This window comes from Pseudoalteromonas sp. Z1A6 (assembly GCF_011378745.1).
GTDB classification, from domain to species: Bacteria; Pseudomonadota; Gammaproteobacteria; order Enterobacterales; family Alteromonadaceae; genus Pseudoalteromonas; species Pseudoalteromonas arctica.
In genome coordinates this window covers 1-22,594 of sequence record NZ_WTKW01000009.1, presented here as the reverse complement: position 1 = coordinate 22,594, position 22,594 = coordinate 1, and the positions used below count along the sequence as shown (strand labels likewise).

Below are 22,594 nucleotides of genomic sequence, written 5' to 3'. Positions count from 1 at the left end.
CCCCTTGCGAAGACGAATATTCTACTTTAATCTTAAATCATTATTATAATAAAAAGATAACTCATGAAATCAAAACTAAAAATTATCACTGCGTTAGTTTTATTAATACCTAGTTACAGTGCGTTTGCCGACTTTTCACTACCAGGTAAAGGCTCTGTTACTTACCCTACAGGTGTGGTAAAAGAGTTTAAATTTGGTTTTGAATGGCAACAAAAAGCTGAAAAATTCACTATTGGCTCTAAGAGTTACAACATAGAGCAAATTCCTAGCTCTTATTCAGTCGCTATCACCCTTTCAAAAGATGACAACCAAGTATGGGTGCAAGAATTTAACAATGGATTTATTAAAGAGTTTGAATGGCAAATTGGTGGGCATAAAGTCACTTTAAAAAAGCAGCAATTTAGCGATCCCGTAAAAGGCGATTATGTGATTGAGCTTAATGGCCGAAGCTATTTTTTCACTCGTAATAACGCTAGCATTGTAATGAACTTTAACGAAGAAGGTATCGAGACGATTGCAATTGATGGGGTAACAAAAAATATGGGCACTAAAAATTAGCCCCATATTCTAATTGCTTTATGTTAATTACACTTTTACTGTTTTTCGATTAATACCGTAATCACGTAGCTTGTTAGCTACAGCCGTGTGGCTTAGGCCTAATCGTTTAGCTAACTGGCGTGAGCTTGGATAAGCTGGATAGAGTTTACGGAGTAGAGTCGCTTCAAAACGTTTAACAGCTTGATCTAGTGAGCCTTCAAAATCAGACTCTAAATACCCTAAATCATGGGTAAAAGTGGGTAACTGTAAATGCTCTACGCGAAGTTCACTGTCATCTAATAAGGACACTGCACGGTAAATTGCATTTTCAAGCTGACGAACATTTCCAGGCCACGGATACGCTTGTAAAAAGCTTAAACACTCTTGTGATAAAACAGGAATTGCATGACCATTTTGTTGCGCGTACTTTTGAATAAAGTGCTCAGCCAACGGCCCTACATCTGCTTTTCTATCTCTTAGTGGGGCTATTTCTAAAGTAAGTACGTTTATGCGGTAATATAAATCTTCTCTAAAAACCCCTTCTTGTACCATTGCAGGCAAGTCTTTTTGAGTAGCTGCAACAATACGTACATTTACTTTAACTTCGTTCTCATCGCCTACTTTTCTAAATGTGCCATCTTGTAAGAAGCGCAGTAACTTTGTTTGTAGCTGAGTCGACATTTCGCCAACTTCATCTAAAAACACAGTTCCACCATCGGCTTGCTCTAATACGCCACGTTTTGGTGCTGCATTTTCTTCGTATCCGGCATAGCCAAATAACTCAGACTCAGCAACATCATCGGGAAGCGAAGCGCACGACAGTGCAATAAAAGGTTTAACTGAGCGGTTAGATGCGTAATGACACGCACGCGCAAGTAGTTCTTTACCTGTACCTGTTTCACCAGTAATCAAAATAGGGGCTTCTAGCTGCGCCATTTTGCGTGCTTCACGCACCACTCGGCGCATTGCCGTACTAAAGTTATGAATAGTAGCAAAGCTTTCTTGTCCGTAACGCCTAAATGCACTGACTTGCTGTCCTAAACGGCTTTGCGATTTAATATTAATAACCGCACCAGCAAGCACATCACCTTCACTACCTTGTGGTACTGCAATTGGCAAAATATCTGCAATAAAATCCTCACCAGCTACTTCAACACGTGTGGTTTGCCCAAGCACTTCTTTACCCTCTAACCAACGTGTAAAGTTAAAGCCTTTAAGTAAGTTATTAATATTTGCACCAATAACCTCTTTTTCAATTAATTGTAAGTCTTTACATGCTGCATCGTTACATAAACGTACCCAGCCTTTAGCATCAATAGAGATGACTCCATCAGGCAATGCACGTAGTAAAGTATTTAATTCGTTGTGTTCACGCTCAGAGGGTAAAAATGCAGTAGTACGCACGTCATGTACACCGTCGATTAAACGTATCGATGGCATAATTTTTTGGAATTGTTCAAATTCAATTTCGGGAAAACTAACGTACATACGACAATTAACGGAATCTACTTCAATTCCTTTTAAATCAACGCTGTAGTTAACTAATATATTAAGGATTTCTTGAGCAATACCAATTCGATCAGCACAGTGAATATCTAGACGCATACATCCTCAAAGAAGGAAAAACTATATTAGCCGAATAATACGCTAAGTCGCTTTGAGAAGGTAGTTTATTGTAAACATTTTTGGACAAAATAGGCTATTAAAACGTTTCGAGGGATCTGATCAAACAAAAAAGCAGCACTGATATTTATAACCTAAATATTGCAGTACTGCTTTTTAAAAATCTTATAATGAAATTACTTACCTTGTGGGTAAGCTGACCAATCACCGCCATCTAACTGTATAAATGGTCGTTGATTAACATACATCATTATTGTGCCTTCATTTTCAGCCACTTTAGGCGCTATAGGTAAGTTTTCGAGTAAATTAGCAACACTGTTATTGCCACCAAACACATCAGTTTGCAGCGTCTTACTTACTAGCTCCGAAAGCGCAAAGTAACTTGTAGAATCATTAACAACAATTTGCGAGTAATTTTGCACGTCTGGGCCTATAAATTTAATCGCAACAGGTACAGACACAATAGCAGGGCTCGGAATTTCACGTAAACCTGCAAATTGTACTTTATCACCTTTTAAATTAGCGCCATGCTCAGGCACTATCATTAACATAACGTTGCGACCACGCTTTTCTAATTTTTTTACAAACTGGTTAATATCAGCAAACAAGTTTTTATGCCTGATTGGGTATGTATCTTTACTATTCACCCTTGGTTGATTCTCTAGCTGATTACCGTCATGTAAACTTGTGGTGTTGTAGTACATCGCACACGGCTTACAATCATCAGCTTGCTCTAACCAACCATTCAGCACAGCTTCATCTGAGTAAATAGGGCTATTATCAAATCCTCGAAGTGCCACTGGCATTGAATCAATATTAAATGGTGTGCTATCTAGGCCACCGTACTTATTAATTAAGCCTTTAAACTCATCAAAATGTCCGTCGTGATTCATCACAACATTGTTTTGATAACCTAGTTTTTCTAGGTTTTTAAATAAGTGACATTGTTCAGGTGCCTCTTTAAATAATGCGGTTTGGCTAGTTTGCCCACAACTTGCTCGCAGCAATCTTACCGCAGCAGGCCCGCTGTATGAGGTAGCCGAGTTAAAGTCTGAAAACACCACATCAAAATCTTTATACATGTCAGTAATGCTTACGCCAATGGCATTTAAATCAGCAACAGCCATTGAACATATGTTCAAAATAATCACATCAAACAGTTCACCATTTACTTGGCTTGGAAAGTGACTCATTAATAAACTTTGTTGTTGATAAAAATCAGCTAATTTTTGATCAGGAGATTGTGCTGCCTGAGTGATCACTTGTGTTTGAGGGTTACTTTGACTTTGTGTAGCAGCTACAGGATTAGCCACATTATTAACGAATTGTGATTGAGAGTTATCACCTTGCCATCCTACAACTAAAAGCCCAACAACAGTGACTGTAGTAAAACGTATCCATTGCGATGTGTACCAAAAACATACACTAATTACGAACAAAGCCAATAACATATCAGTATTAATAACACGGGTTAATAACTCAATAAAGTAGCCAAAACTAAAATCTTGGACGTTACCCACTTGTTTAGTCAATCTGTTTATTGGTGGCAACCATGAGTCTTGATAAAGTAATAAGACTGCAACGGCCCCACCCAATAGGTGTTTTGCTTTTTCTATTAATGGCTTTTTAAATTTAATCGCAAGCAATGCAGCAAAGGCCGCATTACTAAGTACGTTAATATCAATTGCACCGTAATAAAACAGAGCAAATTTAACTAAAAAATAAAGGTTCCAAACCCCTAAACCTGATAATTTCACTGCTTATCCTTTTTTACTGTATTTGGTGTATAAGGCTCTAGTACTTCATGTTTAAAAGTAAGCTTATAATAATATTTTGTTATTTGAGATAAAATGTATTTGCCTAGTACACAAAGCACCGCGCCAAGCAGCATTGCAAAAAACACGGTAATTAAGAGCTGATTCATACTCATAAGTTATCTCTTAATTTCATTATAAAGGGCTTAGCATCTGGACGACTTTTGCTAGAGAATTCTGGCGTTTTAATGTTTTCAGTAATGCTGTTTGCTATATCAGGTGCAAATTTATAGCTATCATTCTCAGCAAGTTTTTGTGAGAAATCTACAACACTCTTACCTTTATAAAAACGCCTTAATTGCTTACATTCTTGTTGAATGTAAAAGTGATCAGAAATTACATTTTGCTGCACAAAAAAATCACTCGTTTTTAATTTAAACAAATGCTTAATTGCATTATCAACATCATTCTCTCTACAAGCATGCAGATATAAATAAACTGTATTATCTGCAATACTAAATACATCACCTTCGCGCTTAATATGAAATAAATGCAAAGGGTGAATAGGGTCTATTCTTGGCAGTAGTTCAAGCTTCACTAGCACACCACTCACACCTAGATTAACGGCTGAGTCACTATGAATTTCTACTTGTTTTGTAAACTCAATGAAAGGTAAATACCCCTTTGAAAAGGTATTTTCGGTGTATTTTAACACATCTTCAACAGAGGGAGGTAAAGGTCTTGAAAACTGAAAACCTTGAATAGATTGAACTTGTGAGAGCAACCGAGAAGGCTCTGAAAAACTATATAAAATAAGGTTTACACCCAAGGTTAAAAATAAGCATTCATCTTGATGACGAATTACACCGTCTACATTTTGAATAACAAGTTTTAACCAGCGTCCACAGTTTTTTCTAAGCTCAAAACACTGCTTACCTAATAACGCTAAATCAGTGTAGCGCGTTACTGCAAAAATTAAGGTGGCTGCTTCTACCTTTGGGCCTTTATTAAATAAGTCATTATTATCTTTTACACTATTATAGTGCATTGGTAATTTAGTACCTTCGGGCACCGCACTTTGCACAAGCCAAACATCGTCTTCATCGGAAAAGTCTGAACTTTTAGGTGCTTTGCTCTCGCTTATTATTCCCTTTTGAACAACAAACTGATTATTACTTAATAATAACGGGTAATGTTCACCAGCAATAACACCCGTGCTATGGCGCCAATAATCATATTCTAGAACTCGCATTGCAGAATCATTATCAACAAAAACCAGCCCATCAAATACATTATTTAATCGTCTAACTAAAAAACGATAATTAGCAATATCAGGCCCAGATATTAAGAGTAATAATGTAGCACCCGTTTTTTGAGTGAAATCTCTATACTCTTTCATCATCAGCTCTAAGCTTTTTTCGCTAGCACTGTTTAGTTGTGTTGTACTAAAGTGAACAAAAACAAGTGCCGTGTTTAGACGTTTATAAGCACTGATTTCTTTTATAATAGCTGAATTAATTTTCTCAATTGAATAATGCTGTGTTTGTGAGGCCAACGAAAAAGGATGAACTCGATTATGTTTATAAGCATAGTTTAACGGTGCAGAAAAGGAAGAATCAAAAAATGACTCAATCTCTTGGGAAACTATATATATATTATTAGCCAAGCTTTGGTTAATTGAATGTAACGCCAATTCGATTGAAAAATTGTCTAAAGGGGCTAAAACAGCGTAACTTGAAGCCGATTTTAACTCTTTAGCAGCAGGCTCTAATCCCGTTATGTTAAAGTTATGCACTTAAAACGCCCTATAAAAAATACTTTTTTACTAGTTTTAACCGTTATTCTATATATAATAGCCAAATATTGTCCACATTTAATCAAAATAATTAACGTAACTGTTAAGGTAAAGATGAACAACTTAACGTATAAAAACTCACAAACGTTAACATTAAGTGACATAGAAAACCTTGCACTGCGTTTTGGTGGTAAAAGTGATGACTACATAGAAATTGTAAACAAGCAGCAAAATAATAATACAATTAATAAGTACGCATTACTTAAAGAAATAAACAACGAACTAAACATGTAAGCTAGTTCAATTAACGATAGGTAAAACATCAGTTGCAAAGAGTTTTCATTAAAGGTATCAAAGGCGGTTTAGGCAGTACCTCTGTGGTTGCAAACCTAGCGTGCGTACTAAAAAAATCTGACGTTGATGTTATTGCAATCGATCTAGATGCAAAAAGTGACTTAGGTTTACATTTTGGTTTGCCATGGAAATACACCAAAGGCTGGAGTAATGAAGCAAGCTTTGAAGATGCAATTGCGCATTTTCACCAAGATAACGATGGCATTGTATTTTTACCATTTGGTGATAGTGATGACACGAGCACCAATAGCATCACTAAAATGGTCAATAAATGCAAAAACCTAAATTATAGTGACGAAGCTTGGGTGCTTTTTGACTGCCCTTCACATATTAATATTTCTCACTACCCATTAGAGAAAGACGATATTGTTATTGAACTGGCAAATTGTGATGCTATTTGTCACAGCTTAATTTATAGGCGCCTACAAACACTCAAAAATTCAGATACCGACTGGAAGCATTACTTTTTAGTTAACCGCTATAACTCTGCATCTACGCTAGAATTTGACTTGTTTTCTCTATGGCAATCAACGCTTCCGCTTATGGCTCCTTTTTTTATTAACAGTGACGAAGTTATTAAAGAGTCAACCGCATACAGAAATGTAGCACTTAACTGCGCGCCTTATAGTGTCGCAAACGATGACTTTGAAACGCTAGCTGGTTGGCTAGTTAGTAAAGTAGCCTTATAAAATGAGTATTGCATTATTTTATCAGCGCCCTATCCACTGTACTTTATACTTGCTGCTGAGCATTTTATTTACTGATAAGTTAGTTCGGTACATATTATTTAAGTTTCATAGCTACTTTAATCAACATAAAGTAAATGTAATTGAAGCTTTCTTAATGCCTTTTATTACACTTATAAGCTCGCTATTTATAAACATTAAACAGCATAAAATCAGCTTTGAGTTTACCCTTTATGACTACTACCCTCATTTAAGGTTGCCTTATCGAACCTATATTTACTCAAATATATTACGCTTTGTTATCCAAAGTATTTTTTTAGTATTTTTTAAAAACCAGCTTAAACCGAGTTCTGTAAAAGAAGATGCGGTTAATTATTTTTATGATGGCGTTAGTTACCTTTTAAGGCAATTACGTTGGTTTGATTTAAAGTTAGGTAAACTATTAAAGCGCCTACTATCAAAAAACAAAAAAGGTCCTAAAAAGAGTGCTTTTAAAGCGATGGCTGATGCACGTGTATGGCAAAATAAATTAGTTAAATACGTCATCCTCGCGTTTATTTTATTTTTATTAGCAATATTCATTACAATTCCTTTTAGCTTGGAAGCTCAAGCCGTTTTTATAAGTTTTATTTTATTAGTTGCGTATGCACTTAAGCGAGTAAAAGGCCAAATGGCAACCATTGTCATGATCACCTTGTCAGTAACTACGTCTTCTCGTTATTTATGGTGGCGTTACACTGAAACTTTAAACTGGGATGACCCGCTTGCACTTGCGCTAGGTGGGGGCTTATTGCTTGCTGAAACGTATGCCTGGCTTGTGCTTATTTTAGGTTTTTTTCAAACAATTAATCCACTTGAACGAAAACCAGTTCCTTTGCCTAAAGACACTGACTTGTGGCCAACAGTTGATGTATATATTCCAACTTATAACGAGCCGTTAAGCGTTGTAAGGCCCACTACGCTCGCGGCTTTAAGTATCGATTGGCCAGCCGATAAACTAAATGTTTACATATTAGATGATGGTAAGCGCTCAGAGTTTAAAGATTTTGCAGCCGAAATTGGAGTGGGTTATTTAGCGCGTTCGGATAACAATCATGCTAAAGCCGGTAATATGAATAGCGCTATGCGCTATACCGATGGCGAATATATCGCAATTTTTGACTGTGACCACGTTCCTGCTCGCTCATTTTTACAAATGACAATGGGGCAGTTTTTAAAAGACAGTAAAGTGTGTTTAGTGCAAACACCACATCACTTTTTCTCAGCCGATCCATTTGAGCGAAACCTTAATAACCACAGCCAAATTCCTAACGAAAACATGCTGTTTTATGGACTTATTCAAGACGGTAACGACATGTGGGATGCAACCTTCTTTTGTGGTTCTTGCGCCGTATTAAAACGAGCAGCACTTGATGATATTGGCGGCTTTGCGTTTGAAACAGTAACTGAGGATGCACATACGGCTCTTCGTATGCAACGCGCTGGTTATAAAACAGCTTATATAAACATTCCACAAGCCGCAGGCCTTGCTACCGACAGTTTATCAGCGCATATAGGTCAACGTATCCGCTGGGCGCGTGGTATGGCGCAAATATTTAGACTTGATAACCCGTTAATGGGTAAAGGTTTAAGTATTCCTCAACGATTATGTTATATAAATGCAATGCTGCATTTCCTATCGGGTATTCCTCGTATTGTATTTTTAACCGCTCCTTTAGCGTTGATATATTTTAATGCCTACATAATTTATGCCCCTTTTATCGCTATTTTTATCTATGTGGTACCGACACTAATTCAAATAAAAGCAACTAACTCACGCATTCAAGGTAAATACCGTTACTCCTTCTGGGGTGAGGTATATGAATCAGTACTTGCTTGGTACATATTAAAACCAACAACCGTTGCTTTATTTAATCCTAATAAGGGTAAATTTAACGTAACCGAAAAAGGCGGTTTAAATGATGAAGAGCATTACGACTGGGGTATTTCTAAACCGTATTTAATTCTCTTACTTATTAATTTACTGGGCATAATAGTGGGTATATTACGTCTGTTTTTAGGTGACTCAAGCCAGATTGGCGTACTGATAATAAGTATGGGTTGGGCTTTTTATAATATTATTATTTTAGGCGCTGCGGTTGCGGTTGCTGCCGAAGCACGCCAAGTTAGGCACTCGCATCGTATTAAAGCAAACTTCCCTGCCGGCGTTCGTTTAGCAAATGGTCATACTTTAAAAGTAAAAATAACGGATTATTCAGATAACGGTGTAGGTATAGAGACTGAACACGCACATTTATGCCGCGTTAACGATAAAATTGAATTATTAATGAGTCGCGGTAACAAGCAATTTTCGTTTACAACTTATGTATGTAACACCCGTAAAAAACAAATTGGTCTTACACTTAAAGATTTATCGCTAGAAAAGCAAAGAGCTTTTATACAATGTACTTTTTCAAGAGCAGATGCATGGCTAGATTGGCAAAATAACTTTAGACATGACCGTCCATCGTATAGCTTTAAAGAAGTGCAAAAAACAAGTTTACGGGGCTTTAGTAATTTACTATTTCATGCTCCAAGAGCGTTACAACCAATAATTAAGTTTATGACTAATACCGTCATTTACATAAATTCATTTACTCCAAAAAAACCGATAGTGCATAATAATTATGATTAAAAAGTTACTTAATACATTTCTAACATTGTTGCTTATTAGTAGCGCATATCAAGTGCTCGCTATCGAGCCTATGCACGACAAAACTATGTTTGTAAATGGCTACCCTGAGAGCGCTCAAATATCTAGTTTACGCCTTAGCTTTGAAAAGTTAGGATTCAACGACTATAAACTCGACGGCGTTAATAACAATTCCAGGGTTGATTTCACAAATAGGATTGATAAATTAAGCACTAACTTAAAGCTTAACTTTTCGTATACCAACTCGCCTTCATTACTAGCTAATGTATCGCATTTAAAAGTTTACTTTAACGATAACTTAGTCACTGTTTTACCTATTAATGAAAAACTAAGTGTTGTAAAAAACACAGTAAGTCATAACCTAGATCTAAATGCTAAATACATTCAAGACTACAACCAAATTCGCTTTGAGTTAGTTGGTTACTACGACTTACAATGCCAAGATTATTTTAGCCGTTCAATTTGGACTGAAATAAATAAATCAAGCAACATCACCCTTGATCAAAAACAGTTAGCAATTGATAGCCGCCTTGAGTATTTACCAGAACCATTTTTTGATGCTAAAGATTACAACAAATTAAACCTACCTTTTGTATTTGCAAACACGCCCAATACACAAGCAATAGAAGCCGCAGCCACTTTATCAAGTTGGTTTGGCGCACAAGCTGACTGGCGTGGAGCTAACTTTCCAGTAGTCGTAAATAAAGCACCTGAGCAGCATAGCGTGGTGTTTATTACTAATGACTCAAAGCCTGATTTTTTAAAAGATTATCCAGATGTTGAAAAGCCAACTGTTGAGCTAATCTCAAGCCCTATTCACAGATACAATAAAATGCTGTTAATTCTAGGCCGTGATGAAAAAGACTTAAAAACAGCCGTAACGGGTCTTGTATTTGGTCATAAAATTATGACTGGCCGAAGTGCAAGCATCGAGGCAATTAACAAACTCCCACTGCGTAAAGCTTACGATGCCCCGCGATGGCTCAGAAGCGATCGCCCTGTGCACTTCGACGAACTTATTGACTACCCAACTCAGTTACAAGCTGAAGGTCTTAACAACGGGCCTATAAAACTAAACGTTCGTTTTGCGCCTGACTTATTTACTTGGCGTGAAAAAGGGATTCCAATAACTCTGCAATACCGTAATACGCCAGATAGCGAAACCTTAAATTCACGTTTGAACATGTTAATAAATCAAGAGTTCATAACTGGTTATTTACTTGATAAAAAAGATACATCTTTAACGACCGCTAAAACATTGTTGCCTTTAATCGCTAATACAGACACAACACAAAGCGCAGAAGATTTTTCATTAGAGGGTATTAACCTTGCCAACCGCAATGAACTAAATTTTGACTTTAGATTTGCAGTGCTTAAAAAAGGCGAATGTGCCGTTGCTCCACCTGGTGGCGAGTACGGTGTAATTGATGGAAACTCTAACATTGATGTAAGTGGGTTTGACCATTACATGGCTTTGCCTGATTTAAATGTATTTGCAAACAGCGGATTCCCATTTACAAAATATGCAGATTTACAACAAACTTTAGTATTAATAGATGAAGTCCCATCACCTAAAGCGCTTTCTGTACTGCTTAACTTAACCGGTCACTTTGGTGCAATTACTGGTTATCCAGCCCACAGAATAAGCGTTGCTCATTTAAATGAAGATGCCAACTTAGATGATAAAGACATTTTAGTTATCGCAAAACCTAATAGCATTACCAATAACTTAGATGAAGACGCACAAACTAATATTTTGCTTGATAACAATCAGCGCGCTATAAAACAAGCCATATACAATGGTGCATACGATGAGCAAACAACAGATAAAGTAGAAGTGAGTATAAAAAGTAGCGGTGATATGGCAGTTATTACAGGGTTTCAATCACCGTTTGATTCAGAGCGCTCAATTGTATCGCTTAGTGCAACATCACAAAAAGCCTTTACTCTACTAGATGATGCGTTAATGAGTTCAGAAGCTCTTGCGCAAATTAAAGGCAGTGCTACGGTCATAAATTCTCAAGGCATTAAAACAATAAAAACTGATGAGCAATATTTTGTTGGCCATATTCCAGTGCATACCCTAGTTTGGTTCCATTTGTCAGATCACCCATTTGTGCTAGCGCTATTGTCTATTTTAACACTACTGCTGATCTCATTTATAATATGGCAATTACTGCAAGCATTAACGCACAAGCGCTTAGCTGAAGGAGATAAGTAATGAAGTCACTCATTAATGTATTTTTTACCGTGATTGCATTATTCACCTTTAATGTCAGTGCACAGGTAGAGCAGTGTCAGCCATGGGATGCGTGGCAAACGTTTAAAAACAACTTTATAAGCCAAGATGGTCGCGTAATTGATTTAGGTAGCAAGCAAAATATCACAACCTCTGAAGGCCAATCTTATGCGTTATTTTTTGCTGTTGTAGCAAACGATAAAGCAATGTTTGACCTAGTGCTTGATTGGACCCAAGAGCATTTGTCAGAGGGTGATTTAAGCACTCGTTTACCTGCATGGCAATGGGGTGTTAACAATCAAAATGTTGGCGGAATTTTAGATTCAAATCCAGCGTCTGATTCTGACTTATGGATAGCATACAGTTTATCGCAAGCTGCTATTCTTTGGGATGACCGCCGCTACAGCATATTAGCAGCCGTACTTGCGAAGCGAATAATGCGTGAAGAAACCGCCTATATTTCGGGCCTAGGTTTATCATTACTACCCGCCCCTACTGGTTTTGAATTTGATAATGAGCGTTTTAAGTTAAACCCAAGCTACTCACCGTTATTTATTTATCAGCAGTTTAAAAAGCTTTATCCACACTCGCCTTGGCATCAACTGCACGAAGGCTCAGCAAAGTTGATTTTAGATACAGCAAAGCAAGGTGTTAGCCCTGACTGGGTAATGTTTGATGCAAATAACGGCTTTTATTACGATAAAAAAACGAGCGACTTGGGCAGTTACAACGCTATTAGAGTATATTTATGGGCAAGTATGATGGCAGACAACGCGCCTTATAAAAAAGAGCTATTAGCGCAATTTAACCCTTTTATAGAAACAATTAATAAACGTGGTTACGTGCCTTTAAATACTTTTGCTAAATCAGGAAAATCTGAAAAAAGAGGCCCTCTAGGCTTTAACTCAGCTCTATTACCTTTACTAGCGACTAATAACGACAATTCTACAGTAATGGCGATCCAGCAAAAACTAATGATTGATAAATCATTTACCCAGACTCGTTATTACGACAGCGTACTTAACTTGTTTGGTACAAGTGCTTTAAATAAGCGTTTTTCAATTACAGCAGATGGGACGCTACAACCGGTATGGAGCACTGAATGCCGTTAAGGTTTGCCCTCGCTTGCACATTAGCGCTTAGCTCTGGATTAAGCGCTAACACAGTCAACGATATTGATACGCAATCTGTTGATTGGTTACTAAGCCAAATAGGTATTGGTGAAGCACAGCAAAATAAAAAACTAGTTGAAGATAGCTTGCGAAAGCTAGTCGCTATTGCCCCTGCCCGCATAGAAACACAGTGCGCAGTAGCGCGTTATGATTTTGCCAATGGCGAATCAGCGAAAGCCAACCAATTACTAAGTAAAATAGATAATGGGCTTACCAAACAAGCTCCGTGCGTTGAAAAGCTAAAAGTCCTTTCGCGTACTGAAGGAAAAGACAAATCTTCAATTCAGCAAGCTAAATTATTGGCTCGCGCGGGTCGTTATGAACAAGCTCGCGAAATCTATAATAATATTTTTAAAAACGTCTACCCTACATTAGATTACGAGCTTGAGCATTTAAGCTGGTATGGACAAGATAGCTCCCAATGGGAAAGTGTTAAAAAAGGCTATAATAAATTAGCTCAAAGCTACCCAAGTATTGCGCAGATAGAAATTGCTTATGCCCGTCACCTACTTAGGCGTAATCTTACAGATAAAAAAGCGATTGATATTTTAAGTAAATATGGCGCAGGCCCTACTTTTATTAATGAAGTAGAATATATTTGGCTTAGTGCTTTGCTAGAAATGCCCTTAACGGATGATACAGTTAAGCAGTATCAGCGCTATTTCACTCTTTATCCCTTTAGTAGTAAAGGTGAATTACAATACCAAGATTTTCTAAAAGATTATAAAAAACGTCAAACACTTCTTGCCGACCCCGCCTATCAGCTTTGGGTTAGGGGCGATAGATTACTTGAGAAAAATAAACTTGCTGCCGCAGAGCCTTTACTTTTAAAAGCTTTAAGAGGCCGACCGCAAGACGGCGCTATAATGCGAAGCCTTGGCACACTCTATTTACGTCTGGGTGAAAACCAAAAGTCGTATCAATATTTTACTCGTGCGCAAAAGTTTACAACTGAGTTCGCCGAGCGTGAAACACTACAGGAGCTTGCAAAAACAGCTAAGCTTTGGCTTTATATACGCGAAGCTAAAAATGCCATTAATAATAAAGAGTTTAAAACGGCTAAGCTTAAGCTTGATTTAGCAGCCACCTTAGAACAAGAAACTAATACAGTAATATATAACAAAGGTTTATTACAATTTGCTCAAGAGCAATATTCACAAGCTGCACTTACATATCAAATTGTTTTAAGAAGTGATCCACTTAATAGCAGCGCTTTAATAGGCCTACTTGAAATAGCTGAATTAGAGCAGAATGAAAAAGCCCTAACCTCTTTTTATAACAGCTTATCGTTTAATCAAAAAAAACTAGTTAAAGAATCTTACTCTGTCTCTTTAAGCAGTCAGTACCGCGCAAAGGCAAATACGTTTGCACAGTCGGGAGATTTAGAGCAAGCCGAAAAAGTATTAAAAGACGCTATTGAAATAGCGCCAGAACAGCCTTGGTTATACTACGACTTAGCCTTTATATATCAACAAAAAGGGCTCACAGAAGAGGCCCGTGCTTTATTTAATAATGTGCTGTGGCAATTTCCGTTAAATCCTCAGATTCGTTACAGCCACGCGCTTTTTCTACGCTCTCTTGATGACTATCAAGGTGCTATTAAAACCTTGCAGTACATTCCATTTAAATCCAGAGATAAAGGCATTATTGCGCTTGAACAGCAGCTGCAACTTAATGAATCTTTAACACAAAGTGAGCGCCACCTTGACGCTAAAGATAAAGCCACTGCTATTTATCATTTAAGTAACTTAGAAGCACAGAGCTTAACACCTGCTATGCAGGCTGAGTTATCACGAAGCTGGTATAGAATCGACGAAAAAAAGCACGCTATAAAACTTATAAACAAAGCACTGAAAGCTGAGCCTTCGCTTTCTGCTTATTGGCATACACTTTATGGTGAATGGCTTTTAGGTCAGGGCGATGAGAGTAAAACGAAGCAATGGTTTGAACATTACGTACTACCAGAGAGCGCAACTGAAAACGAAACAACTCAATATGTACAGCTACAAAATAGCTATATTACTCAGTATTACAATGGTAGTGATTTAATCGCTAAGCTTAACCAGCTGGATCAAAAATATAAAAATACTCCAGCAACAACTACTGCCCTTATTAATGCAAACTTAGAACTTGAACAGCGCGAAGCGGCTGTTATTTTGTATCAACAAAAAGTACAAAATAAACAAACCATAGAGGCTCAAGCACTGCTCGCTATTGCTAATACGTATCTAGAACTTGGGGACGACTTTCAAGCAAAAGAAGTAACGCAAAAAGCGATAACGCAAACCACGTCGCAAGAAGGTTATTTACAACGCCAAATCATGTCATCTCTTAATGAGTTTAATTACTCAGGGGATGCACTTTACTTAGCTAAACAACTAGTTGAAAAGTCACCCAACGATCAAGAACTACGTTATTTAGGCGCTCAAGTAGCCAGCAAATTTAACGAAACCGAACAAGCACAATCTTGGTATGCGCAAACCCTATTTCCTAATCGTACATTAAATGAAAAAGAGCTTTACGGGGCGCTTTCAAAAATAGATGAAAACGATGAATGGTATGTAAACGGTGCTAAACGAGAGCTAATAAACGAGCAAAACAAAAACCAAGCCTACATTGCCATTGGTGTTAACTTTAGCGGACAAACAAGCACTGAAAGCGAAGCAACACTTGGTGCAGGCTTAGTCCCGATTGAAGCTTACTTTCCACTTTGGCAAGGCCAAGGGTTTATTAAAGTAGATCCTACAACTATTAGTGCACAAACAACGCGTTTTGATGAACAATTTGCTGGCAGCCGCTACGGGCAAGGTGCACTGTGTATTTTCACCTGTTCAATTGATGAAGTAACACCTGAGGAAAGTGGTGTAGATGTAGGTATTGGTTGGCAAAATGAAAACTGGCGTGTTGATGTAGGTACAACCCCACTCGGCTTTTTAATTGAAGACATTGTATGGGGTGTAAATTACGCAGACAGTTTTGGCGACTTTGGATACAGCCTAGAACTTGAAAAACGCCCAGTTACGAGCTCGGTACTTTCTTATGCAGGTCTTAAAGATGTAAATACAGGTGAAGTTTGGGGTGGCGTACGTTCTACAGGTCTAACTGCTAATGTATCGCATGACTTAGGCGGTAAATGGGGTTTTTGGTCAAGCGCCGACTTTACCCTTTATAAAGGTCAAAATGTAAAAGACAACCAACGCTACCGTATGATGGGCGGTACTTACTACCGTGTAATTAGCAATCAAGATCGTGAATTTACCGTAGGCGCTAGCTTATTACATTGGGCATACAAGTATAATTTAAGTGAAGAAACATGGGGCCATGGTGGTTATTACAGTCCACAAAACTATGTAGGTTTATCTGTGCCACTCACTTATGATGCGCGTTGGGGCGATGATTTTGTTTATCGATTAAAAACCGGTGTTTCGTACTCGCAAACAAAAACTCAATCTATTGATTTCTTCCCTAATGATGGCGATTTGCAAATAGCTGCATATGATAGAGAGTCAATAACAGGTGTTGATCCTGTATTTGAAGGTGAAACAAGTTCTGGTGTTTCATATAATCTTGAAGGTAGTTTTGAGTATAGAATAACGCCGAATTGGTTCTTTGGTGGTTACTTAGCCATCGATCGTTCTGACTTTTACGAACCAAATTTTGGTCAGCTTTATATACGTTACTACTTTAATCCTGTGTACGGAACACTTGAGTTTCCAGGCACCCCTATTGTTCCTTATGCTGAGTTTTAACTTGGCATAAGGTGATACACCGCGAACACTTCCCCTAGCACTAAGGTATATGTATACTTGAGCGCAATTGTAACTAGGATAAGGGTGTGTCTCTTACCTTGTGGTGTTACTGCCATATAGCAAATCATTATCTTAGCTACAAATAATATACTGATGGTCGAGCATTTTAGTGATTACAAATTCTAAAATAGCTAAAGCAAAAAATTATAAGGCCATCATAACAATACTTAAAGTTAGGAAGTAAATATGAGTTCAGCTCCAGATAGTGGCTGGTTTGGCCACCCTAAAGGACTTTCAACATTGTTCTTCACTGAAATGTGGGAACGAATGAGTTATTACGGTATGCGAGCTATGCTCGTATTATTCATGACAGCAAGCTTACAAGAAGAAGGTTTAGCCTTTACTGTTGCCTCAGCTGCTGCAATTTATGGTTTATACACAGGTGCGGTATACTTTTTAGGTTTACCAGGTGGCTGGCTAGCAGATAGATTGTTTGGTGGTCAAAAAGCAGTATGGTATGGCGGTATAATCATTATGATTGGTCATATCATTTTGGCTATTCCACATGATTATTCTTTCTTCATTGGCTTGATATTTGTAGCGACAGGTACTGGTTTGCTAAAACCAAATATCAGCGCAATGGTAGGCCAACTATACAGTGATGCTGATGAGCGTCGTGATGGCGGTTACGCTATTTACTACATGGGTATTAACTTAGGTTCTTTAATTGGTTACTACGTTTGTGGTTACTTTATGGAAAACGTAGGTTGGCACTGGGCGTTTGGTGCAGCAGCTGTTGGTATGGCTATTGGTTTGGTGCAATATAAGCGCTCACTTAATAACTTACCAGAGCATAGCGCTTTACCAGCAAATCCATTAGGTCCTAAAGGCACTTCTCGCGCATGGGTTGGTATTGCTGCGTTTGTAATTGCAGCGGCTGCAGTTACTACGGCTGCAATGACCGGCGCAATTGTAATCAATCCAACAGTGGTTGCAGGGTACGTAGCTGTTGTATTTACTATTATCTTTTTTGTTTATTTTGGTGTTATTTACTTTACAGGTAAATTAACAGATGCCGAAAAACAAAGAATGTGGGCACTATTTTTAGTCTGTATTGCATCTGCATGTTTTTGGTCTGGCTTTGAACAAGCAGGTTCGTCATTAAACTTATTTGCTCGCGATTATACTGACCGCCTTATTGGTACTTTTGAAATCCCTACAACGTGGTTTCAATCATTAAACTCACTGTTTATTATTGCTTTATCGCCATTTTTTGCAGCGCTTTGGATTAACTTATCTAAAAGCTTAGTATCACCTAGCTATAGCGTTAAGTGTGCAATTGGTTTAATTATCATGGCATCAGGCTTTTTAGTTATGTTTATGGCGGCTCATTACGCAGCTGAAGGCTTAAAAGTAGCGCCTTACTGGCTTGTTACTACGTACTTTTTACATACAGTGGGTGAGCTTTGTTTAAGCCCTGTAGCATTAAGTGCTGTAAGTAAGTTATCGCCTAAACGTTACACCGGTCAAATGATGGGTGTATTTGTATTAACTTACTCGATTGGTAATATTATTGCGGGTTTACTTGCTGGTAATTTCGATCCGAACAATGTTGATGAAATCCCTAACTTATACTTACAAATTGCATTATTTAGCATTGGTGTTGGTGTTGTTTTAGTACTAATGACCTTTAAAGCTAAAGTATGGGAAAAACAAGGGTTAGAAGAGAAAGTCTCTTAATTGTTGTTTATTTTTAATATAACAACATAACCGATACATTCCTCCATAGCGTCTATGGGGGAATTTTTTTATTCAACTTTGCCCCACTCTCGTTAACTGATATTATGTCCTGATTGATTATTGAATAGACTCAGGGACAGCAGTATATGCATTCATTAACATTATTACGTGCCACTCTAATAGCATTTCTCCTTATTTTTTTATCTGCCTGTGGTGGGGCCGAAGATCAAATTACAGTAAATCCAAATGATCCTGTAGAGCCTGAGCCTAGTGGCTTAATTATTACCAATGCTAATGGCTTACAAACGTCATTAGATGAAGGTAACTTTACTATCAATGCCCCTGGGGAAATAGTGGCTAGCGATACTGAAATAACCTACGAAAAATTAGTCCTTGATGAGAATAATCAAGCAAAAAATATCATTTCAGATATACATACGCTTACCCCGAATACACTTCAACTTTCTAGCCCAATGACAATCACCATAAAAATACCTGACGACTATGTATTAGGAGGCCAATTAACTATTGCTCGTTTGAGCGGAGATTCTTGGTCAAGTATTACTAATTCAACAGTATCGCAAGGCTTTGTTAGCGCACAAGTAGACCAACTAGGTAGCTATGCAATAGAAATGCAACGTACGGTGGCATTTTCTGATATTGGCCCTACATGTGATGCAAATGCAACAGAGCAATCTATACGATTTGTGCACGTTGCCGACATGCATGCTCGTTTTGGGTATCAGGAACAGTATTTTAGTCGTATCAAGGCTTATTATAAAAAAGCGCTAAGCGAATCTCCGCATACATTATTTACCGATGGTGGCGATGATTACGAAAAAGGGACCGTTGCAGAGCAAATATCACAAGGCTTAGCCTCTGATGAAACCGTAAAGCTAATGGCTTTTGATTTACGTGTTTTAGGGAATCATGACTATGCATGGGGTCCTGAAAAGCTACTTGAGTTTTCACAAGACGATAATGCCATTGTACTTGCAAGTAATACCCGCTTTGAGGGAGAGCAAAATAAGAGCTTTGGCGGTGTGGACTTTGCTAAAGTACAGGTTGGCTGCATAACATTGGGTGTGTTTGGGATGACGTCAGTACCATGGGATGAACTTGACGAGCCAATTGAAGATGACCCTATTCCTGACTTTATAAAACAATTTAAAATGAGTTGGAAGTGGCAACAAATCGCACAAAGTATTGTAAGCCAATACAGCGGTGATGTTGATTACATGATAATGCTAAGCCACTTAGGTAAAGGAACTGACGTTGAGATAGCAACCAATGTGCCCGGTATAGATTTAGTGCTTGGTGGGCATACTCATGGTGGTGAAAACTTTATAGAGCTTGAAAATAATGCTTTAGTCATTCAACCAGAATTTTATGCTCGTGGAGTCACCGATTTAAATTTAGTATTTAATACTGCAGATAAAGCACTAAGTCGTTACGATTATCAACATGTAGATACGCGAACATCTATAGAACCTGACGAAGAAACCAAGCTAGCCATCGATGAAATAATGGGCCGATATGCACCCGATGCTGATACAGAAATTGCCATTTCAGAAAACTATCCGAGTGATTTTGAAGTTGCGGGTATTACTGCACTTGCAACTAAACATTCAAGCTCAATTAACGCAGCGCTGCTTAACCCTGAACTTGTGCAAAAAAGATGGACGCCAGGGACTGTTACACAAGAAGATTTTCACAAAGCATTTTATGTTGAAAGACAGCCTTCAAACACACCTGGCTTTAATTCACTGTATCAAGTAACCGTTACAGGCACTGATTTAAACACAATGATTGCCAGCCAACCCGATTGGTTTGTGTTAAAGCCAGAAGATATTCAAGTAACGACAAATTATAATGTCGCTTTATTTAAAGGTGCGGCACTTAATCCAGATTTATTTTTTAGCAGTGTTACTTTTAATGATGTAAAGCCAATTGCCGAAGCATGGTGGCTACTTGATCAATACGCACGCTTTAGAACAACGCAATGTCTTCACCTTGATACAGACACACAGCTTAATGCTTGCCAAGATGTTGCAAATATAACAACTTGGAACTTTGACGATCCAACAAACCCACTAATTCCAGACTCAGGTCCATCTGTTTTAAGCTACTTTGACCCAGAAAATGACGGTTGGGGCCCAGAAGATACACGCTATGAGACAACCACTGATCTTAATATTGCCGATTTAACTGATGGTCCTTCTGGTGTAATGGCTTTTACTCGTCATTCTCCAACAGAAGGCCTATTAATTACGTTAAACACAGCTGCAAATGGTGATTTTAAAGATGACGGGTTAGTGTCTGACTACACAATAGTTATGGATATAAACTGGCCATTGGAAACAAACGACATTTACCGCGCAATAATCCAAGCCGATACCGAAAACTACGATACAGATGACGCAGATATATTCGCAAGCCCAGACGGTGGGTACGGTGAAGCAACCAGCAATAGTGGATACTTTGGCGATACTGAACCAGGTAACTGGCATCGTATTGCCTTTGTATTTTATGCCGCACCAACAAATGGCGTATTTGAAATATACGTAGATGGTGAACTCGAAGGTGTTAAAGAAGAAGGTGAGATAAACCGTCGATGGGCACTTGATAAAACAATCCTGTTATTTACAGATAACAACTACGAAACCCGACCTGGTTACTTAAATGCATTACTCTATGCTGGTCGTGCTATGACTCGCGGTGAAATTAAAAGTATGGGCGGCGCACAACAAAAGTTGTCCTTTGAGCAACCAACGCGAGTGTTAAATCAAACGATTGAACGTCACTATCAAGCTGCGCCAGCGATAAAAACAAACCAATGGATTGAGCAACGTAACAAGTTCTTTGGTAGCAACTCTAAAAGTGTAAATAATTAAATACAACTAAGCTTTTGCTTGTTCATTCTAAAAGGAGGCTTCACGCAGGTGAACCCTCCTTTTTGTTATTTAAAAACAACATATTAAGAATAAAAACCACTATTCAATCCTATGCCATATAACTTCATTTTATTTAACTGTATTACAAACACGTAACTTTATAATAACCGTCCTATAAAATTTACACATACACTACACACTAAATAGTGCCCCCCTCTTCCCCAAATCAAGAATCTGGTTGATTATCTAATGCAATATGACAACAACACATAATTGCAGTGCTTAATTGCGGGAGTAATAATAATGAGTGAAGTAAATAACTATTTAGGTTTAGTCGGTATTGAATTTACCGAGTACGCAACACCTGATGCTGATTATATGGATAAAGTATTTACTGATTTTGGCTTCTCTAAGCTTAAAAAATTCAAAGGTAAAGACATTGTTTATTACAACCAAAACGATATTCACTTTTTACTGAATAACGAGCGTGAAGGTTTTTCTGCAGAATTTGCTAAAAGCCATGGTCCTGCTATTTGTTCAATGGGTTGGCGTGTTGAGAATGCACAAAAAGCATTTGAAACTGCAGTAGAGCGTGGTGCAAAACCAGCCACTGATTCAACACATAAAAACATGCCTTACCCTGCAATTTATGGCATTGGCGACAGCCTAATTTACTTTATTGAGAATTTTGGCGACAAAGGCACTATTTACGAAAGCGATTTTGAAGATTTAGAAACGCAAAATGTTGTAGAAGATAAAGGCTTTATCCGAATCGATCATTTAACCAATAACGTTTATAAAGGCACCATGGAAAAATGGGCTAACTTTTATAAAGACGTATTTGGTTTTACAGAAGTACGCTACTTTGACATTAAAGGTCAAAAAACAGCGCTTATTTCGTATGCACTAAAATCACCTTGTGGCACCTTCTCTATTCCAATAAACGAAGGTAAAGGTAACGATAACAACCAAATTGATGAATACCTTGGTGAGTACAACGGCCCAGGCGTTCAACATTTAGCGTTTTTAACAGATGACCTAGTAAGTTCTCTTGATAAGCTGGATAAATCAACAATTGCAACGCTCGATATTATCCCAGAGTACTACGATACTATTTTTGACCGAGTACCTTGGGTTGCTGAAGACAAAGAAAAAATTCGTCAGCACCAGATACTCGTAGATAGCCAAAGTGAAAATTGTTATTTATTGCAAATTTTCTCTAAAAACTTATTTGGTCCAATCTTTATAGAAATGATCCAACGCGTTGATGATGGTGGCTTTGGTGAAGGTAACTTCCAAGCATTATTTGAATCAATCGAACGCGACCAAGAGCGTCGCGGCGTTTTATAAAATATTTGA

13 protein-coding genes are annotated in these 22,594 nt (G+C 37.9%); 10 read left to right on the top strand and 3 right to left on the bottom strand.

The window, feature by feature from the left end; all coding sequences use genetic code 11:
• The first annotated feature begins 63 nt into the window (after positions 1 to 63).
• The gene (locus GQR46_RS01180; protein WP_165739463.1) at positions 64 to 558 is read left to right on the top strand and encodes a hypothetical protein; all 495 of its coding nucleotides are present in this window, start codon (positions 64 to 66) and stop codon (positions 556 to 558) included.
• 27 nt (positions 559 to 585) lie between these two features.
• Here the strand turns inward: GQR46_RS01180 and tyrR are convergent, their stop codons facing one another.
• The 3 genes from tyrR to bcsE all read right to left on the bottom strand — a co-directional run bounded on the left by tyrR (position 586) and on the right by bcsE (position 5,709).
• Positions 586 to 2,142: a transcriptional regulator TyrR gene (tyrR, locus tag GQR46_RS01175; RefSeq protein ID WP_165739461.1), complete on the bottom strand. Its 1,557-nt coding sequence runs from the start codon at positions 2,140 to 2,142 to the stop codon at positions 586 to 588.
• Between the two features lie 194 nt (positions 2,143 to 2,336).
• Entirely contained in the window at positions 2,337 to 3,917 is a 1,581-nt protein-coding gene (bcsG, locus tag GQR46_RS01170; RefSeq protein WP_165739459.1) for a cellulose biosynthesis protein BcsG, read from the bottom strand.
• 169 nt (positions 3,918 to 4,086) lie between these two features.
• Positions 4,087 to 5,709, bottom strand: coding sequence for a cellulose biosynthesis protein BcsE (gene bcsE / locus GQR46_RS01165; protein WP_165739457.1), 1,623 nt, complete (start codon positions 5,707 to 5,709; stop codon positions 4,087 to 4,089).
• A gap of 114 nt (positions 5,710 to 5,823) precedes the next feature.
• Between bcsE and bcsR the strand changes: the two genes are divergently transcribed.
• The 9 genes from bcsR to hppD all read left to right on the top strand — a co-directional run bounded on the left by bcsR (position 5,824) and on the right by hppD (position 22,585).
• Complete coding sequence (gene bcsR, locus GQR46_RS01160; protein ID WP_165739455.1) at positions 5,824 to 6,003, top strand: BcsR/BcsP family cellulose biosynthesis protein; 180 nt, start codon at positions 5,824 to 5,826, stop codon at positions 6,001 to 6,003.
• A 32-nt stretch (positions 6,004 to 6,035) separates the two neighbouring features.
• Positions 6,036 to 6,752 carry a cellulose biosynthesis protein BcsQ gene (gene bcsQ / locus GQR46_RS01155; protein WP_165739452.1) on the top strand — a complete coding sequence of 239 codons (717 nt, stop codon included), beginning with the start codon at positions 6,036 to 6,038 and terminating at the stop codon, positions 6,750 to 6,752.
• A gap of 1 nt (position 6,753) precedes the next feature.
• Positions 6,754 to 9,423 carry a UDP-forming cellulose synthase catalytic subunit gene (gene bcsA / locus GQR46_RS01150; RefSeq protein ID WP_165739451.1) on the top strand — a complete coding sequence of 890 codons (2,670 nt, stop codon included), beginning with the start codon at positions 6,754 to 6,756 and terminating at the stop codon, positions 9,421 to 9,423.
• Positions 9,416 to 11,662 (top strand): cellulose biosynthesis cyclic di-GMP-binding regulatory protein BcsB, encoded by a 2,247-nt coding sequence (gene bcsB / locus GQR46_RS01145; protein WP_165739449.1) that lies wholly within the window; start codon positions 9,416 to 9,418, stop codon positions 11,660 to 11,662. The genes bcsA and bcsB overlap by 8 nt, the downstream gene beginning before the upstream one ends.
• Positions 11,662 to 12,792, top strand: a complete 1,131-nt coding sequence (gene bcsZ / locus GQR46_RS01140; RefSeq protein WP_165739447.1) for a cellulose synthase complex periplasmic endoglucanase BcsZ — start codon at positions 11,662 to 11,664, stop codon at positions 12,790 to 12,792. Before bcsB ends, bcsZ begins: the two co-directional genes overlap by 1 nt.
• Positions 12,783 to 16,601 (top strand): cellulose synthase subunit BcsC-related outer membrane protein, encoded by a 3,819-nt coding sequence (locus GQR46_RS01135; RefSeq protein WP_165739445.1) that lies wholly within the window; start codon positions 12,783 to 12,785, stop codon positions 16,599 to 16,601. Before bcsZ ends, GQR46_RS01135 begins: the two co-directional genes overlap by 10 nt.
• 246 nt (positions 16,602 to 16,847) lie before the next feature.
• A complete protein-coding gene (locus tag GQR46_RS01130; protein WP_165729042.1) occupies positions 16,848 to 18,341 on the top strand; it encodes a peptide MFS transporter in 1,494 nt (497 codons plus the stop codon).
• A 146-nt stretch (positions 18,342 to 18,487) separates the two neighbouring features.
• A complete protein-coding gene (locus GQR46_RS01125) occupies positions 18,488 to 21,235 on the top strand; it encodes a metallophosphoesterase (protein ID WP_165739443.1) in 2,748 nt (915 codons plus the stop codon).
• Between the two features lie 303 nt (positions 21,236 to 21,538).
• Entirely contained in the window at positions 21,539 to 22,585 is a 1,047-nt protein-coding gene (gene hppD / locus GQR46_RS01120) for a 4-hydroxyphenylpyruvate dioxygenase (RefSeq protein WP_024589439.1), read from the top strand.
• Positions 22,586 to 22,594 lie beyond the last annotated feature (9 nt).

Bases quoted from the DNA above. Each gene is read 5' to 3' on its own strand.
- GQR46_RS01180 (WP_165739463.1), top strand. From the start codon at position 64: ATGAAATCAAAACTAAAAATTATCACTGCGTTAGTTTTATTAATACCT.
- tyrR (WP_165739461.1), bottom strand. From the start codon at position 2,142: ATGCGTCTAGATATTCACTGTGCTGATCGAATTGGTATTGCTCAAGAA.
- bcsR (WP_165739455.1), top strand. From the start codon at position 5,824: ATGAACAACTTAACGTATAAAAACTCACAAACGTTAACATTAAGTGAC.
- bcsA (WP_165739451.1), top strand. From the start codon at position 6,754: ATGAGTATTGCATTATTTTATCAGCGCCCTATCCACTGTACTTTATAC.
- bcsB (WP_165739449.1), top strand. From the start codon at position 9,416: ATGATTAAAAAGTTACTTAATACATTTCTAACATTGTTGCTTATTAGT.
- bcsZ (WP_165739447.1), top strand. From the start codon at position 11,662: ATGAAGTCACTCATTAATGTATTTTTTACCGTGATTGCATTATTCACC.
- GQR46_RS01135 (WP_165739445.1), top strand. From the start codon at position 12,783: ATGCCGTTAAGGTTTGCCCTCGCTTGCACATTAGCGCTTAGCTCTGGA.
- GQR46_RS01130 (WP_165729042.1), top strand. From the start codon at position 16,848: ATGAGTTCAGCTCCAGATAGTGGCTGGTTTGGCCACCCTAAAGGACTT.
- GQR46_RS01125 (WP_165739443.1), top strand. From the start codon at position 18,488: ATGCATTCATTAACATTATTACGTGCCACTCTAATAGCATTTCTCCTT.
- hppD (WP_024589439.1), top strand. From the start codon at position 21,539: ATGAGTGAAGTAAATAACTATTTAGGTTTAGTCGGTATTGAATTTACC.